The sequence below is a fragment of the Alcaligenes faecalis genome (genome assembly GCF_005311025.1).
GTDB lineage: Bacteria > Pseudomonadota > Gammaproteobacteria > Burkholderiales > Burkholderiaceae_B > Alcaligenes > Alcaligenes phenolicus.
The window spans coordinates 965,510-980,896 of record NZ_CP031747.1 but is presented as its reverse complement, the minus strand read 5'-3'; the positions used below and the strand labels follow the sequence as shown (position 1 = coordinate 980,896).

The 15,387-nt window shown below is 56.2% G+C and carries 17 protein-coding genes; 3 read left to right on the top strand and 14 right to left on the bottom strand.

Annotated elements, in window-relative coordinates; genetic code table 11:
• Positions 1-4: 4 nt before the first annotated feature.
• A complete protein-coding gene (locus tag D0C27_RS04515) occupies positions 5-1,048 on the bottom strand; it encodes an aromatic ring-hydroxylating dioxygenase subunit alpha (RefSeq protein ID WP_035269676.1) in 1,044 nt (347 codons plus the stop codon).
• Positions 1,049-1,204: 156 nt separating this feature from the next.
• Here D0C27_RS04515 and D0C27_RS04510 point away from each other — a divergent pair, with 156 nt between their 5' ends.
• Entirely contained in the window at positions 1,205-2,155 is a 951-nt protein-coding gene (locus tag D0C27_RS04510) for a LysR substrate-binding domain-containing protein (RefSeq protein ID WP_009457392.1), read from the top strand.
• 339 nt (positions 2,156-2,494) lie between these two features.
• On the opposite strand, the gene D0C27_RS04505 is transcribed toward D0C27_RS04510, so the two are convergent.
• Positions 2,495-3,688 (bottom strand): aromatic amino acid transaminase, encoded by a 1,194-nt coding sequence (locus tag D0C27_RS04505; protein WP_026483545.1) that lies wholly within the window; start codon positions 3,686-3,688, stop codon positions 2,495-2,497.
• Positions 3,689-4,163: 475 nt separating this feature from the next.
• On the opposite strand from D0C27_RS04505, the gene D0C27_RS04500 reads away from it, so the two are divergent.
• On the top strand, positions 4,164-4,913 hold the full coding sequence (locus D0C27_RS04500) for a tyrosine-protein phosphatase (protein WP_035269673.1): 750 nt from the start codon (positions 4,164-4,166) through the stop codon (positions 4,911-4,913).
• Here the strand turns inward: D0C27_RS04500 and D0C27_RS04495 are convergent.
• The 8 genes from D0C27_RS04495 to D0C27_RS04460 all read right to left on the bottom strand — a co-directional run bounded on the left by D0C27_RS04495 (position 4,910) and on the right by D0C27_RS04460 (position 11,054).
• Entirely contained in the window at positions 4,910-6,010 is a 1,101-nt protein-coding gene (locus tag D0C27_RS04495) for an MBL fold metallo-hydrolase (RefSeq protein ID WP_137430502.1), read from the bottom strand. The two genes, D0C27_RS04500 and D0C27_RS04495, sit on opposite strands and share 4 nt — an antisense overlap.
• A gap of 348 nt (positions 6,011-6,358) precedes the next feature.
• Positions 6,359-7,465 (bottom strand): hypothetical protein, encoded by a 1,107-nt coding sequence (locus D0C27_RS04490; RefSeq protein WP_137430501.1) that lies wholly within the window; start codon positions 7,463-7,465, stop codon positions 6,359-6,361.
• Between the two features lie 26 nt (positions 7,466-7,491).
• Positions 7,492-8,514, bottom strand: a complete 1,023-nt coding sequence (locus D0C27_RS04485) for a Nif3-like dinuclear metal center hexameric protein (protein WP_026483541.1) — start codon at positions 8,512-8,514, stop codon at positions 7,492-7,494.
• A gap of 248 nt (positions 8,515-8,762) precedes the next feature.
• Positions 8,763-9,113, bottom strand: coding sequence for a hypothetical protein (locus D0C27_RS04480; RefSeq protein ID WP_035269656.1), 351 nt, complete (start codon positions 9,111-9,113; stop codon positions 8,763-8,765).
• 42 nt (positions 9,114-9,155) lie between these two features.
• Complete coding sequence (locus tag D0C27_RS04475; protein ID WP_137430500.1) at positions 9,156-10,100, bottom strand: ornithine cyclodeaminase family protein; 945 nt, start codon at positions 10,098-10,100, stop codon at positions 9,156-9,158.
• An 11-nt stretch (positions 10,101-10,111) separates the two neighbouring features.
• Positions 10,112-10,390 (bottom strand): 2Fe-2S iron-sulfur cluster-binding protein, encoded by a 279-nt coding sequence (locus D0C27_RS04470; RefSeq protein WP_115634603.1) that lies wholly within the window; start codon positions 10,388-10,390, stop codon positions 10,112-10,114.
• 11 nt (positions 10,391-10,401) lie between these two features.
• Complete coding sequence (locus D0C27_RS04465; RefSeq protein WP_035269651.1) at positions 10,402-10,746, bottom strand: hypothetical protein; 345 nt, start codon at positions 10,744-10,746, stop codon at positions 10,402-10,404.
• Positions 10,746-11,054 carry a 2Fe-2S iron-sulfur cluster-binding protein gene (locus D0C27_RS04460; RefSeq protein ID WP_009457376.1) on the bottom strand — a complete coding sequence of 103 codons (309 nt, stop codon included), beginning with the start codon at positions 11,052-11,054 and terminating at the stop codon, positions 10,746-10,748. The genes D0C27_RS04465 and D0C27_RS04460 overlap by 1 nt, the downstream gene beginning before the upstream one ends.
• A gap of 201 nt (positions 11,055-11,255) precedes the next feature.
• On the opposite strand from D0C27_RS04460, the gene D0C27_RS04455 reads away from it, so the two are divergent.
• Positions 11,256-11,447: a hypothetical protein gene (locus D0C27_RS04455; RefSeq protein ID WP_105630127.1), complete on the top strand. Its 192-nt coding sequence runs from the start codon at positions 11,256-11,258 to the stop codon at positions 11,445-11,447.
• Here D0C27_RS04455 and D0C27_RS04450 read toward each other — a convergent pair.
• Genes D0C27_RS04450 through D0C27_RS04435 form a run of 4 tightly spaced genes read right to left on the bottom strand, consistent with a single transcriptional unit; the run spans position 11,444 to position 15,265 of the window.
• Positions 11,444-12,478: a 2Fe-2S iron-sulfur cluster-binding protein gene (locus tag D0C27_RS04450; protein ID WP_137430499.1), complete on the bottom strand. Its 1,035-nt coding sequence runs from the start codon at positions 12,476-12,478 to the stop codon at positions 11,444-11,446. The two genes, D0C27_RS04455 and D0C27_RS04450, sit on opposite strands and share 4 nt — an antisense overlap.
• Before the next feature lie 20 nt (positions 12,479-12,498).
• On the bottom strand, positions 12,499-12,978 hold the full coding sequence (locus D0C27_RS04445) for a GlcG/HbpS family heme-binding protein (RefSeq protein WP_022983673.1): 480 nt from the start codon (positions 12,976-12,978) through the stop codon (positions 12,499-12,501).
• Positions 12,979-13,009: 31 nt separating this feature from the next.
• Positions 13,010-14,470 carry an aldehyde dehydrogenase family protein gene (locus D0C27_RS04440; protein WP_137430498.1) on the bottom strand — a complete coding sequence of 487 codons (1,461 nt, stop codon included), beginning with the start codon at positions 14,468-14,470 and terminating at the stop codon, positions 13,010-13,012.
• Positions 14,471-14,530: 60 nt separating this feature from the next.
• A complete protein-coding gene (locus D0C27_RS04435; protein WP_022983674.1) occupies positions 14,531-15,265 on the bottom strand; it encodes a TenA family transcriptional regulator in 735 nt (244 codons plus the stop codon).
• Positions 15,266-15,387 lie beyond the last annotated feature (122 nt).

Genomic DNA, 15,387 nt, shown 5'->3' with positions numbered 1-15,387 from the left:
ACGCTCAAGCCGTTGTTGTCTCGCTGGCGGCAGCTTGTTCGGCCTGGATCATCTGGCTGATCTTGCGACGGAAGCGCAAGGGGCCTGAATCCAAGGGCAAATCCAAAGCGGCAGGACGCTCTTTCAGGGCTTTGTGCACTTCTTCCAGAACGACTTTGTCTTCCAGGAACGCGTGACGTACATCTTCGTTGAAGATCTTGGAGATCGCCTCGTCATCCGGGCTGAAGTTGCGCAGCTGGAACCAGAAGTAACGGGTGTGTTCTTCGTCGATAGGCGTCAGGAAGTTATAGGAGTCCATCAGAAAAACGTCCTGGTGGTACTCGCTGGGCTCCTCGGTAGCCGCACCGGCGGGCAGAAAGATGGCCTTGATCACGGCCAGCGACGGGAAGCGCACTTCGTATTGCTGTTTGCGGTCGCAATTGCCTTCAAATTTCACAAACTGCTTGTAAAACGGCGCAACTTCCACATTTTTGGACCAACGCGAGACCGTCACGCCATTGTCCTCAACCTTGACAGTCAAGGGCAGACCAATGATGTCGGGGCTGCCAAACGAGCTTTGGTGTACCCAGGACACGTGCGAGGGGTCCAGCAAATTGTCGGTGACGTACAGGTAATTGCAGTCCAGTTCCATGGCGTCGCCACGGTTCACACCCCACTCGGGATTGTCCCACTCGGGGATATCGATCAGTTTGGACGGATCAGCCAACTCAGGATCACCCATCCAGACCCAGACCAGGCCAAAACGCTCCGTACAGGGGTAGCTGCGTACCACCGCGCTTTTAGGGATTTGCGCCACACCGGGCGCCTTGGTACAGGAGCCGCTGCAATCAAAGGTCAGGCCGTGGTAGCCACATTCCACCTGGTCGCCAATCAAGCGGCCTTTGGACAAAGGCAGGCGACGGTGCGGACAGGAATCTTCCAAGGCCACGGGCTGGCCGTCTTCGCGGCGATACAGCACCAGGTTTTCGCTAAGCATACGCACAGGCTGCAAGCTGCGACCGAGCTGTGTAGCCAATGCGCCTACATACCAGGCATTGCGTACAAACATGATTTACCCCCAACTCTGAATACGGTGCATGATGGCTGAACGAGCCCATTCATGTTCTCTTGTTTGTCATGATAGTCGCAATCAAATTCAGCCTACTATCCATATCGTTTAGAATTTCTAAAGTTAAATTACTTTTCTGGACGGGGTCTGATCATCATGGATACCTTGCCTCCCTTACGTGCATTGCAAGTCTTTGAGACGCTGGGCCATAGCCAAAGCCTGCAAGAAGCCGCCCGTCGTCTGAAAATTACTCCCGGTGCCATCAGCCAGCAATTACGTTTGCTGGAAGACTCGCTGGGCTGCAGCCTGACTTACAAAGAAGGCAAACGCTTGCGACTGACAGCGGCGGGGGTGCGCTTTCATGAAATCTGTACACAGGCATTTGAGCTATTACGCGACGGCCAGCAAGAAATGGAGCGGTCGCGCAACACCAGCCTGCTTTCGATCAGCGCTTTGCCGTCCATGCTTAAAACCTGGATGGCACCGCTGGCATTTCAATGGCAGGAACAGTACGACCCGGAGCTGACACTGCATCTGAAAGGCAGCCATGCCGAGCCCGATCTGGAAGCCGAGCAAATCGACTTTCGGATTACCTACGGTCAGGCCGCCGCCCGCCCCCGCAGCTTTACCGAGCTTTATACAGACCGTGTCGTGCCCGCTTGCAGCCCGGCCCTGCTCCAGGGGCAAGCCGCCTTGCGACATCCTCGTGATCTATTGAACTATCCCTTGCTGTCCTCGGACTGGCAGCCACGCTTTACCTCGCCGCCATCCTGGCGCGACTGGTTTGAGTCTTTGGATATAGACATAGGCGATACGCCCCTGGACCGCTTCCGGGTTTTTTCTCTGTCGCACATGGCGCTGGAGTCTGCGGTGGCCGGTCAGGGTTTTGTATTGGCGCAATGCTCGATGATAGAAAAGGAAGTACGCAGCGGGCAGCTGATCCTGCCCTTCTCCCATTCCCTCCCTCTGCCCTGGCCCTATGTGCTGACTCGGCGAGCGGGTGCATTTGAGTCACCTCATAGCCAGGATTTTCATCGCTATTTATTGAACCGGGCGCGGCAGCAGGAGCAGATCAATCAGGAACTGCTGCTGCAAGCATTAGCCTGAGCAATATCGCAATACGACGAAATACGGTCAGCTTGCCGGTTGACCTGCTTGCCTGACCATGGCTAAGCACTAATGATCCGTTGAGTGCTTCAGCTATGAAAGCGCAGGGCTATGCAATGGTTTAGCTCGACACTGTTCCGCTTTTCAGTTCAGGTTCAAGCCCCCAGCCAAGTGGCCAAAACAAGTCGAATGCATCAATCAGACAGGTACGTATAAGCGGCTTCCACCATACGATCAACGCAGCTGCGGATGCATTTTCAGCATTAAAAAAAGCGTGTTTACCGCCCCCGAAGGGGCCATAAACACGCTCTTTAATTCTGCGGGAAAGACCTCGGCGTCTTAGGCCACCACAGCAGCCAGCGACTCCGCGAAGTAATCCACGTTGGACTGGTTCAGACCTGGCACGCTGATACGGCCCGACTCCAGCACGTACACGCCAAAATCGTCACGCAGTTTCTGGATCTGCTCTTTAGTCAGGCCGGTGTAGCAGAACATGCCTTGCTGTTTGACGAAGTAGCTGCTGTCGTATTGAGGAGCCAGTTCTTTCAGACGATCGTGCACACGCTTGCGCATGGCAGCGATACGCTGACGCATGGTTTCCACATCTGCCGTCCACTCGGCCAGCAAGGATTCATCGGACAAGATGGTGGCAATGGCCTGACCACCGTGCGATGGCGGGTTCGAGTAGATGCGACGTACCACGGCCTTGAGCTGACCCAGAACACGATCGGCTTCATCCGCGCTCTGGCACACCACCGACAAGCCACCGCAACGCTCGGAGTAGTAGGAGAAGTTCTTGGAGAAGGAGTTGGCCAGCAAGAACGTCAGGCCAGCATCGACCATGGCGCGCACGGCGAAGGCATCTTCATCCAGGCTACGACCAAACCCCTGGTAAGCCATGTCCAGGAAAGGAATCAGCTTGCGCTGTTGCAGCACAGGGATCAGTTGCAGCCACTGCTCGTCGCTCAGATCAGCCCCGGTGGGGTTATGACAGCAGGGGTGCAGCAAGACAATGCTGTGCTCGGGCAGGACGGAGATGTCTTCCATCAGACCGGTGAAATCCAGACCGCGCGTGGCTGGATCGTAGTAACGGTAAGTGTGGGTAGGAATGCCCGATCCACGGAAGATGGAGTGGTGATTATCCCAGGCTGGATCGCTGATCCACATTTCGCTATTGGGGTAGGCTTCGTGCAGGAAGTCGCCACCCACTTTCAAGGCACCCGAACCGCCCAATGTCTGAATGGTCGCAACACGACCTTCTTGCAGCACTTTGCTGTCGGCACCAAAAACCAGTTTTTGCACGGCGCTGCGGTAGGAAGCCAAACCTTCAATAGGCAGATAGCCACGGGGCTGGCCCTTGGCCGCCCATTGTTCTTCAGCCCGGCGAGCCACATCCAGCAAAGGCAGACGGCCTTGATCGTCGTAATACAAACCAATGGTCAGGTTGACCTTGCGATCGCGCGGATCGGCGTGAAATGCCTCGTTCAAACGGAAAATCGGATCGCCACCATAGGCCTGCAAATGCTCAAACATGCTTGTTCCTTGAAAAATTACGGTTGTGGGCCGCCCGGGCTGATCGCCGGTCTATTCAAATAACCATTGACCTTATACCTTGGGCCTACTTTAGCCAATATCCTGGGGCTCTTTTTGCAGCACATGAGCACGCGAGCGATGCGTGAATGCGTCATCAGACTTGTCCCCCCTTGGCTCGGCACGGCACCTGTTCTTGTCTAGTCGGTGCAGGCTGTCAAACGCCAGCGTCACCTTGAAGTCTGTTCACATTTTCAGCAAACCGAAGCCTCAAGAACGTGGACGCGGTGTACCAGCCTGTCTGCCTGGGCCTTGCCAGCAAAGAATATACATGGCTTTCTGAGGATACAGAACCGTGCACTTGCATTCATTGTGCTTTCGATCCTCCCGCACTCCCCAGCTGTCACCGCATTGTCATATGCAGATCCCGTCCAAGACCGTTAACATGGGACTTTCACCGTTTCAACAGGAGTCCGCCGTGTCCGTATCGCCGCTGCCCAGTTCCCTATCCTGCCCTTTAGAAGGGGCCAGCAACTTCCGTGATATAGGCGGCTATGCCACAGACTCCGGCTCCTTTCGTAAGGGTCGCGTCTATCGTTCAGACCATTTGGCGGATCTGAGCAGCCAGGACCTGGACACCCTGCAAGAGCTGGGCATTGCCCGCTCCCTGGACTTTCGCGGAGCACACGAGCGCAAACGCTCGCCTTACCAGTACAGCTTTCTGACCAGCCACGCACTGACCGTCGAGCCCACCGTCTTGCCGGACTTTATGGACATGCTGGCCAAAGGTCAGGTGGATGTGGATGCGGCACACGGCACCATGAACAAGACCTACACCGAATTTGTGACCGGACACGCCGCCACCTTTGGCCAAGTCTTTGATCAACTGCTGCAAGCTGATACGCCAGTAGTCATGCATTGCACGGCAGGGAAAGACCGCACCGGCTTTGCCGTCGCCCTGCTGCACCGCGCTGCCGGGGTGCACCCTGACGATGTCATGCACGACTATCTGCTGACCAATCAATTCTTCCGCCGCCCCGATCTGCCCGACAACCGTGGCATCAGTGACGAAGTGCTGGATATTCTATGGGGCGTCAAGCCCGAGTTTCTGGAAACCGCCTTCAAGACGATTGATGAAACGTACGGCAATCTGGAGAACTTCTTTCAGAACGCCTTGAAGCTCAGCCCCGCCCGACGCGAGGCCTTGCTGGAGCGCTACACCGCTTAAACCACGCCTACGGAGGTCGCTGGCAGTTCCCAGTGACCTTCCAGGCTCAGGGCCGGTCCCATCACATTGCGCCAGGTCGGCAAATCATGCATTTGCGTGAACAAAGGCATGCAATAACGTGGCTGCACCATATCCACCAGCCAGCGTAAATCCGTCAAACGCGGGTGCACATTCCAGCAAAGGGTATGCGTGCCACGTGGTGCATGTGGGGCCACATAGCCGGTGTGAATCAACAAGCGTTCACCAGACTCGGCATTGGGGTCCGCAGCCCGTGCCTGACGCTCCCGAATCAGCTCCCCTGCCTTGCCCTGACAGCCGTCCGGCTCACCGGCCAGCAGCAGGTGCGCTTGCGGATCAAACGTAGCCGCACGCGGCATCAACTCACGCAAGGATTGCTGCACACCCGGCAACAACAAGTCACTGCTTTGGCTGATCATGCGGGTCAGGTTTTCGTAGCAGGACGCGTCCATGCTCCAGTCCTCAAAACCTTGCTGCTGGCGCCATAAGGCAATCTCTATCGCCCGGCCTGACGGCGGTACGGGCAACAAGGCGGGATGGGACTCCAGCAAGGACTCCAGAATGCTCCAGGCCACGTGATGAGACTGGTCGTACAAACCGTAAGACGCATCCAGCAAAGCCAGATACGCGGGCGGCGGCAAATCGAAGGGGAACAGCAAGGATTCGCAGGAAAAGTCCCCGCTATAGAACAGCCCACCGCCTACATCCAGATGCAGCCAGACCCCCCCCAAAGCATGGCCGGACAAACCGGTACGCACGGCAATATCGCCGATATAAGTTGTGCCACGGGTTGGCAGCTCACGCCAGATCCGCCCAGCAGGCAGGCTGCGCGCCGTAGAGGCCGTGGCATAAACAGGTATGTGTTCAGGCAACTTGGACAAGGAGCCAATATGATCCTGGTGATCATGCGTCACCAAAATGGCATCCACCTCCAGCCCTTCATACCAATCGCACACCTGCCCAGGATACAAAGGCCCGCCAGCATCCAGCAGCAATCGCAAGCCACATGCCTGCACTAAAATGGCGGCTGGCGCTTTGCCTCCATAGCCGCTTAACACCGTCACCAGGGTCTGGTTCATGCTCCGTCCCCTACAAGGCATTCAGGCCAATACATCACCAAGCCACACCCGGCATCCTGCTTTGCAGCACGGCGCAACACCGGACACAAAAGCAAAGCATCAATAAGCGCAATGGGCCGCAGCGCACGCTGCCGGACAGAAAAAGGCATCAACTTAAAGAACCAGAGTCACCGAGGTGCCCTGCCTTAAAAAGACTACGACAGGCTCAGGTTAAACAAGTGTTCTTTCAGCCCTGTTACAGTTTTATGGCAGTTCGATGGCAGTCACCACGCCTGGAGAAAACAGACAAAATAAAAAAAGAGCGCCAACATCAGCGCTCCTAAAGTGGGGGGAACTACAAACAGGAACTCAGACAATCAAAGGCGTGAGAAACACAGCCAGTACCACTGCCGTCAACAAGCGCATCACAATGCCCAGAACGGCGGCCAGCATGACTTCTTTTTCATTCAGATCCGAGCATTCAGCCCAGACCACCGGAATCTGTCCAAAGACAGCCGATAAGGGCAAACCGGACGACGCTAGTACAAATGAACCCACTACCAAAGATGGATCCAGTGTGGAAGCCATCGCCTGCAACTTGCCCATTGCCAAAGTGGGGCTGACCAGCATCGCCAGCACGCCCGTTTCAGGGTGAATATTCAGCGCAAGCAGACCGCGCTCAAGCACATCGCTGATAGGTGCCCAAATGCCGATATGTTCAAGCAAACCAATGACACAGAACACCAGGGCCACAGCCGGGATCAGGATCAGCAGCAACAGTTCCACTCCTTCGCGGGCGGCCTTGAACAGCATGGGCGCAAAATCGATATTCGGTGTGAAACGGGGGGCTGCCAGCAGATCCACCGAGCGAACATTGCGGTAAACCAGCCGCGACAGCAATAAAGGGGAGAGCAACAAGGGGCCGAAGATCGCAATCAGCACAACGGCAAAGACATTCACCCCGGCAAAGGTCAAAGCCATCATGCCCAGCATGAACGTGGAGAACGACTGCTGAGACTGCACCATCGTGGCTACCGCAATCTTTTGCTCGTCCTTGGTTGCACCAGCCTGCCGCAACAAAGGCCCCGAAATACGACCAGCGGCGTTGATATCGCCAAAAATGTTGTACACGCTGGGAATAATGACGGCCGGATTGATTCCAATGGCCCGCATCGCCGGTATGAACACTCGCATCATGGCATCGGTAAAACCCAAACGCTCCAGCAAGCGTCCAATGATGACGCTGATAATGACAGCCACCCCAACCTGCCCGGTCAAAAATACATCCACCACCACGGGCTTGACCTTGTTGAGCACCGTATCAAACGCGCCCGACAAGGTAGCGGGAAAGAAAAACAGCGTCAGCATGGCGAGCAGCAGCAAGCCCAGGCCCACCGCCTCGATACGCTCCATGGGCCGACGGCCCGCAGGCGCTACATGCACTACTTTGTCTATTTCTATTGTTTTGTTATCCATGTCTCTCTCCGTTCAGGAAGCTGGACCTACTGGAAGCTCAACACGTTCTTGCCCATCAAATGAGCCGTCGAAAAATGCTGGGCGTATTCACGCAGGCGGGCCCCACCCACCTGGTGCACAGGCGTGGACGTCACCCGATCACGGAACATCACCACCTCGACGCCATCGAGCAAGGCACTCAAGGCATAGGCCAAGGGCAGGCCATTCTCCAGGATCTCCAGCACGTGGCTATTGCCCACCAGGAAATTCAGACCCAATTCACGAGCACATTCGATAAGCGCATGACCGTCGTAGACCCGGCTGATAGAGGCCAGCACCGTGTCAACGCCCGGGTTCTCGGCCACCGCCTGACGCAGATGGTCGGGGCTGAATCCCGTATGCGGAAAAATGTGCAAAATACGCCCGACGCGACTGTTGCGCTCCCCTAGCCGAATCGCACCACGCGTCAAGGTGCTGGTCTCCAGAATGTTTTCATTGCCCTTGATGCGGCGTTCGGCCTGCAAGACCTGATCCTCCAGATCCAGCCCCATGAAGCCGTCAAGCCGATCCAGCATGTCGCCCAAAGTGCTCACCCCATCCAATGGTTCGCCCACGAACATCACATTGCCATGAATGCCTCCATAGGCAATATCGCTTTTAGCGACTTTGTGGCCATGCAGATACGCGATGCCCGGATGCAAACCATGAAACGCCTCATGACACTCCAGGGCAGCCACCCCATACAGGTCCAGGTAATCCTTCAGGGTCACGCCCCCGCAACTGGCGGCATCGGCGATCGGATGATGCGCAACAATGGCGTCCACCCCGGTTGCGCCCGCCAGCTCAATGCTCAATTCGGACATGGTCATGCACACCGCCACCTTGCGCACTTCCTTGTTAGGGTCCCCATGAATCAAGCCTGGGATTTCCAGTACTTCCTTGCCGTAAATTCCAGAGGACTTCCAGATCACGAAGGGATGGTGGCCGCATTTGACCTCATCCATACAGGACACCATGCGTCCCCCCGTGATTACGTTCAATGCATCCAGCAAATCGGCTACATAGGCCATGATTTTGTCTCCAAATAAAAAGCCGGCCTCGAACCCTGGGGTATCCCAGAGTCCGAGGCCGGCGGTATGCGAGCACTTCCTGTCGGCAACTTCCCCAAGCGGACCTGTCAGGGCCTGGGCTTGGCTCCAGAGCAAATTGCACATCAGGCAATCCACTGCGGACGGAAGGACAACAAGACTGTCTACCAGTCAGCTTCTTTTTATCGGTTCGGAATTCAGGGCAACGGTTCTCACCAATGCCACTGCATTCACACTCCTTTTTGCAACAACACCATGGTGGAAGACAATTGCGCCGCGGCGTCGTAGTCCTTGAATATGGCCACCACATCCAGCCCATATTCGTCCACCAAAACCTGCTTCATCTCCTTTTTGAAGGCCTTGATCAGATACAGATCCGCCAGATCAGCAATATGTGCATTTTCACGGCTCAACGTCTGCAAGGCAGGCTGGCGTTTATGAACCGCCAACATGCTGATCCGATCCTCCAGCACATCAATCTTCAGCGTCACGACACCTGATGCAAAAATACTGCTGTTGATGCGGTTGTAGTCCCGGGTCAGTGCCTGCTTGAATTCGCCTAAAGAAGAAAAGCCTGCCATCCCCATTGCCTACCCCCAACATGCTTGAATTATTGTCGTTTTTCAGTGTGCGGCAAGCGCCTCCTGCGCTGTCTTGCCAAGCTGATGACGGCGATACGCCAATCCAGCGACGGCAATATCTTCAATCGCCACACCCACTGATTTATACACGCAAATTCCCTGTGCGTCGTAGCCTTGTCCCCGGTCTAATTGCAACCAATCGCTTAACTCGCACAACTTGTCCGAAACACCGCAATCGGACGCGGCCAGAATCAGGTCCCCCGCCTCCGCGAGAGTCTGCTCACCCCACTCCACCACAATCTTGCCTGCCCGCTGCAGGCAGGCATCATCCAATTCCCGCGCTGTTGGCAAACTGGAGCCAACGGCGGCGACAAAGCAGCCGGGCTTCAGGCTGCGTCCATCAAACAGGGGATCGCGACTGCGGCTGGCCGTGACCAGAATATCCGCCTGTGCGGCGATCTCTTCCGCTCGGGCGGCTCGCACAGGCACACCACACTCCAGCTCCAGCTGGTGGCAGCGCTTCTCATCGACATTCGGGCTCCACACCAGCACACGCTGCAAATCAAAAGTCTGGCAAAACTGCAGGGCATGCGCCATCCCCTGGGCACCCAGACCCAGCACTCCCAAGGTTTGCGAATGGGGATTGGCGCCACGCTGTGCTGCCAGTACCGAGCAGGCTGCAGTACGCCATTGCGTGATCGCGCCAGCATCCAAGGTGGCCAAAGCCTGTCCGCTCAGTGCATCAAACAGCACAATGACAAAATTGAATGCGCCATGCACGGTCGTATAAATCTTGGCACCCGCCACTTGCTGGCCTGGGATGACCGCACCCAAGGTCGACAAGCGGGTATCGCCCACCTGCGTGCGTACACGACGCTGCTGGGCCGCGTGGCCCTGCCCAAACTCGATGAAAGCCTGCTCCAGCACCTCTTGTACGGCAGGCGCATCAAGCAGCTCGTGTAGTTGCTGATCGGTCAAATGCAGCATGGCCGCTCCTTTTACCAGCTCACCGTAACGTCACCACGAACAAAGGTCTGGCACGCCATACGAAAACCCTCTGCCAGATCCTGCTCGGACAAATGCTTGTGCTCCTTGGCCTTGACCTCATCCGTATTGCTCAGCCCTTTCGTAATTCGGCACTTGCAGGTGCCGCAGATCCCGCCCCCGCATTTGAACGGGATGCCACCGCGCTCGCGGATGGAAACCCGCAGCAAGTTACTGTTCTCGGCGGCAGACACCACCAAATCATTATTCGACGCAAATGTAATCTGAACCATATTCTGCTACCTCAGGATTGCTGCTGTGCCGGGGTCTGTGCCCCTGCCTGGTGACCGTCAAGCTCACACTGACGCAATTCGGCTTGTATGCTGCCAAAGTGCGTCAATCCGGCCAGTTCTTCATAAGCCTGTTCGACTGTTGCAAACTTTTCCATTTGCCGGGTAGGGATGTCATTGACCGTGCCATTTGGCGTCTCTTCCACAATGCGAACGCGCGAGCCTTCCTGAATACGCGCAATGGCAAACACCGCCTTGAAACGACCCTGAAAATGGTATTCATAGGCCGCCACCATCTCCACGCCCACGCCCGGTTCCGTGCGGTATTCCCCTGGCTTGCTGGTCAGCACCACATACATCACTGCACCTCCTGTGTTTCAGCTTGCTCCAGAACGATGTCCTGATTAATCCATAGCTGACAGGCCAGCCGCCAGCCCTGATCGAGTCGCTCGCCCAATTGTTTTTTCTCTTTCCAGTTGGCCGCTGGCAAATGCTCGCCCCCCTCCAGAACACGGCAGGCACACTTAGCGCACTTGCCCATGCCACAACCGTAGGTCAAATGCGGAAAGGGAAATTGCTTGATACCCGCCCGGACCACCAGATTGGTGTTCTCCTGCACCTCACCCACATGCGTCTGGCCGTTTTTATGAAAAGTAATGGTTGGCATGAAACCTCCTGCTGGCTGCCAATAATGCGACCGGATTGCGAGCCCTGACCGCCTGAAAAACCAAGAACGGTATACCAAGATAAAAACCGCAACCTTCAAGCAACAGTTTTTCTTGTTTTTAGACACAAATATCCGTCAATTTGAGTAGAAACCCCTATTGCGGTATACTTAATTCAATTCAAACCCATTAACGAGATCATCATGAAAACCCCCGTCGAACTTCGCTATCTGCAGCGTCCCGTCGGCGAGCAGTTGCTGCCACACTTGGCAAAGCGCAAGCATCTGCGCCGTCGTATCCCGCTCATCAACCTGCCCTCATTAACTGAACTGTTTGGCGGCCGCAAGAAGCGCGACCCCGAAGCCGGTCAGGACCAACTCCCCCACCGAGCCTAGACAAGAGAAGGCTCTGCCGAGCTGGGATCAGACTGAAAGTTGAAGGCGTCGGCATACATGAACTGCTCATTGGCGCCATGCTCCTTGAACAAACCACGGGCCTGCTCAATCATCACGGGCGAGCCACACAAATAAATGGCATGCTCTGACAGGTCAGGTTCATCCCGGCACACCTGTTGCTGCACATAGCCGCGCGCGCCTTGCCAACTCTCGTCAGCATGGGAGAGCACAGGGACAAAACGGAACTCGCACAAGCGCTCAGCCCAAGATTCAATCTCCTGGGCCAGATACAGGTCTTCGGGCCGATTCATTCCCCAATACAGGCTGACAGGCGGGCAATCATCCTTGTCCAGCAAGGACTCCAGAATCGCCTTGATGGGGGCAATGCCAGTTCCGGTTGCCACCATGACCATGGGTCGCCAGTCGCGCTCACGCCAATAGAACACGCCCAAGGGCAGTTCCAGCAGCAGCTCGTCGCCCGCTTTCAGGGTCGGCAAACATACCTGGGTGAAACGCCCACCCTCCACTTCCCGCACATGCAATTCAATGCGCCCCTGTGCGGCATCGGCATTGGCCATGGAAAAACTGCGTGCACGCCCGTCCTCGAACAAGATGTTCAGATACTGACCTGGACGGAACGACACTTGCACGTCCTGCGGCAACTGTAAAATCAGACGCCAGATCCCCTGACATGCCCTTTCCACGCTGTGAACCTGCGCCCGGACTTGCCGGGTTTCAGGCAAGTCATCTCGATGTGCGGCCAGACTGATCTCAATATCGGCATCGAGCCGTGCCTGGCAGGCGGCGGCATGGCCCTGCTCGTGTTCTTCATCAGCAATGCTCATGGGCAGGCAGTCATCCTCATAACAAACCTTCCCACGGGTGACCTGAATGCGGCAGGTCCCGCAGCCACCAAACTCGCAGTCGCTATAAATGCGCACGCCTTGGCGCTGGGCGGCCTGCAAGATGGTCTCTTGCGGTTCTACCCAAAACTGCTCGCCGGTTTCCTTGATATCGACACGATGGGCCATGACCCGTCCTCCTGATGCCACTATTTCTTGATGTCCGCCTGAACCAGCACGTCCAGACCCTCTGCCTTCAAGGCCTCGGCCAAGGCCTGCAAGCCAGCAACACCGGCTGCCGTATCCTGCTCGCCGTTACCACCGCTCAGGCCTATGCCACCAATGACTTCGCCGTTGACCACGATGGGGTAGCCGCCTACAAAAGCAGCAAAGCGACCTTCAAAGCTCAACTGAATCCCGAAGGCTTCGTTACCCGGCAAGGCGGGGCCATTAGGCGGCGTGGTGAACAAATGGGTGGAGCGCTTGTGGCCTGCAGCGGTAAACGCCTTGTTCCAGGCAATCTGGGCGCCGGTAATACGTGCCCCATCCATGCGCTCCATCACGATGGGGTAGCCCCCTTCGTCAACCACGCAAACGGTCTCCAGCACGCCAATCTCCTTGGATTTGGCAATCGCCGCGTCCACCATCAAGCGCGCTTCGCGCTGTTCGAGACGTAGGATCTTTTTCATATGTCTTCTCAGTATTTCGGGTTAATAAAATTCAGATACCGCGATACACGGTCTTGATCTGGGTATAGAACTCCAGGCCCGCCCGGCCCGACTCGCGGAAGGTGGAGGTGCTGGACTGTTTCAGTCCACCAAAGGGAGCATTGATCAAGTTGCCGGTTGTGGTGCGATTGATCTTGACCGTCCCGGCCTCAATGTCATTGGCGAAGCGATGCGCATATTCAGCACTGCGCGTCACAATGGCGGCCGACAAGCCGTATTCGGTGTCATTGGCCATGGCCAGTGCCTGCTCGTAGGAATCGATTTCCAGCAAGGCAATCACCGGACCAAAAATCTCTTCGCGGGCAATACGCATTTGCTGGGTCACGTCTGTGAACAAAGCCGGACGCATGAACAGGCCCCGTGCGTAGTCACCTTCAGTCAAACGTTCGCCGCCCAGTAAATGGGTGGCTTCCTGCTTGCCGATGGCCACATATTCCAGAATGCTTTCCAACTGGCTTTCGGTGGCAATCGGGCCCAGATCGGGGTTGCCATTCAAACCATTACCCACGGTCAAAGCGCTGACTTTCTCTACCAGGCGCCGCGTGAATTCTTCTTTGACCTGACGATGCACCAGCACACGGCTGGTTCCCGTGCAGGCCTGGCCGCTCAAGGAGAATCCGCCTTGAACCACCAGTTTGACGGCCAGATCCAGATCGGCGTCTTCCATGACAATCAAGGGATTTTTGCCACCCAGCTCCATTTGAGTCCGGGTGCTCATGCGTGCCTGACGACAAATGTCTTCACCCGCCTGGGTCGAACCAGTAAACGAAATAGCGCGTACCTGAGGAGATTGCACCAGCGTGGGCCCCACTTCACTGGCCCTGCCATGCACCAGATTCAGCACACCCGCCGGAATCCCGGCTTGCGCAAAGGCTTCGCACAGGTAATAGCCCGTCAAAGGTGTGTCGGATGAAGGCTTGAACACGACGGTATTACCGGTGATCAATGCGGGGGCAATTTTGCGTGCCGGGATGGAGATAGGGAAATTCCAGGGCGCAATCACGGACACCACGCCCAATGGTTCACGCTGGGTGTACACCAGTTGCTGCGCATCATCCTGGGGGAAGGTCTCGCCGGTATAGGTCTGGCCTTCAACCGCATAAAAACGCAAGGTCTGGGCCGAGCGCCCGACTTCCATCTTGCTTTGCGCCAGCGTTTTGCCCTCTTCTCGCGTCAGGCCCTGAGCGATACGGTCCACATTGGCATCAAGCCAGGCTGCCGCCGCATTCAGCACACGAGCTCGAGCGGAGATAGGCGTGGCTCGCCATCCTGCAAAGGCAGCCTGAGCAGCTGCAACAGCCGCCTTTGCGTCCTCAGCCGTGGACAATGGGAAAGCCCCCACTACATCGTCACGATCGGCCGGATTCAGATTGGGCTGCGTACGCCCGCTCTGGCTGGGCAGCCACTGCCCATCAATGTAATTGTCGAAAACGACGTCCTTGAGATTGTCCACCGCTGTACTTCCTTGTTTCTAGGTCGGCGGGCAGCCCATCTGCCCGCTCGGCTGTCTGGCTCAGGCTGCTTCCAGCTGCAGTTCTTGCAGGCTGATTTCGTCTTTGACGTAATCGTTGTACAAGGAGGTGGTATACAGTAGACGCATCTCGGCACCAATTTCGCAGATACGCAAGCAGCGCTGTTGCAGCTCTACGGTATTGGCATGCTCAAGCACGATCTGGTAGCCACGCTCACCGTGAATTTCGTCCGACACAATGTGCAGATCGAAAAATTCCACTTCTTCATCGGTGAAGCCGTATTTTTCACGCAGGGTTGGTGTCTGCTTGCGGTAAATGGAGGGCACCTGAGACTCCAGGCCCACGACTAGCCCTGCAACGGCAACAACGGGGTCTTCACGCATGGCAATGGCGTAACACCAGGCCTGCAAGGCGCGGGTGGTGGCATTCATATTGTCAGGATCTTCGATCCGAGCCCGTGTCGTGCCACACGCTTCGCCAAAGCGGATCAACAGGTCTGTGTGACGGTCACCCCCAATTTCCTCTTCATACATGTTGGCCAGCAAGAAGTCTTTGGCTTCTACGTATTCGGCGGGGGTGCGGGCATACAGATAGCCCAGGTAGTCAGCAAAAGGGCCGACATAGTGGTAGTGGTTTTCAGCCCAGCGAGCCAGATGCTCACGGCTTAATTTGCCGCTGGCCCAGGCAATGCTGAAAGGGGAAGTATTGGCACTTTTCCCTTTAATGGCGGTTTCCAATGCGGTGCGAAATTCATCGCGATTCAGCAGTTTTTCCATGACTGTTTCCTTGTTGAAAGACGTCGCCCTGACAGCAGCCGACGAAAGATGAGGTTTGGATTATTTAAGTATATTGTATACCGTCTACTATTTTAGAAAGTAGGGAATAACCCTGCCCGATT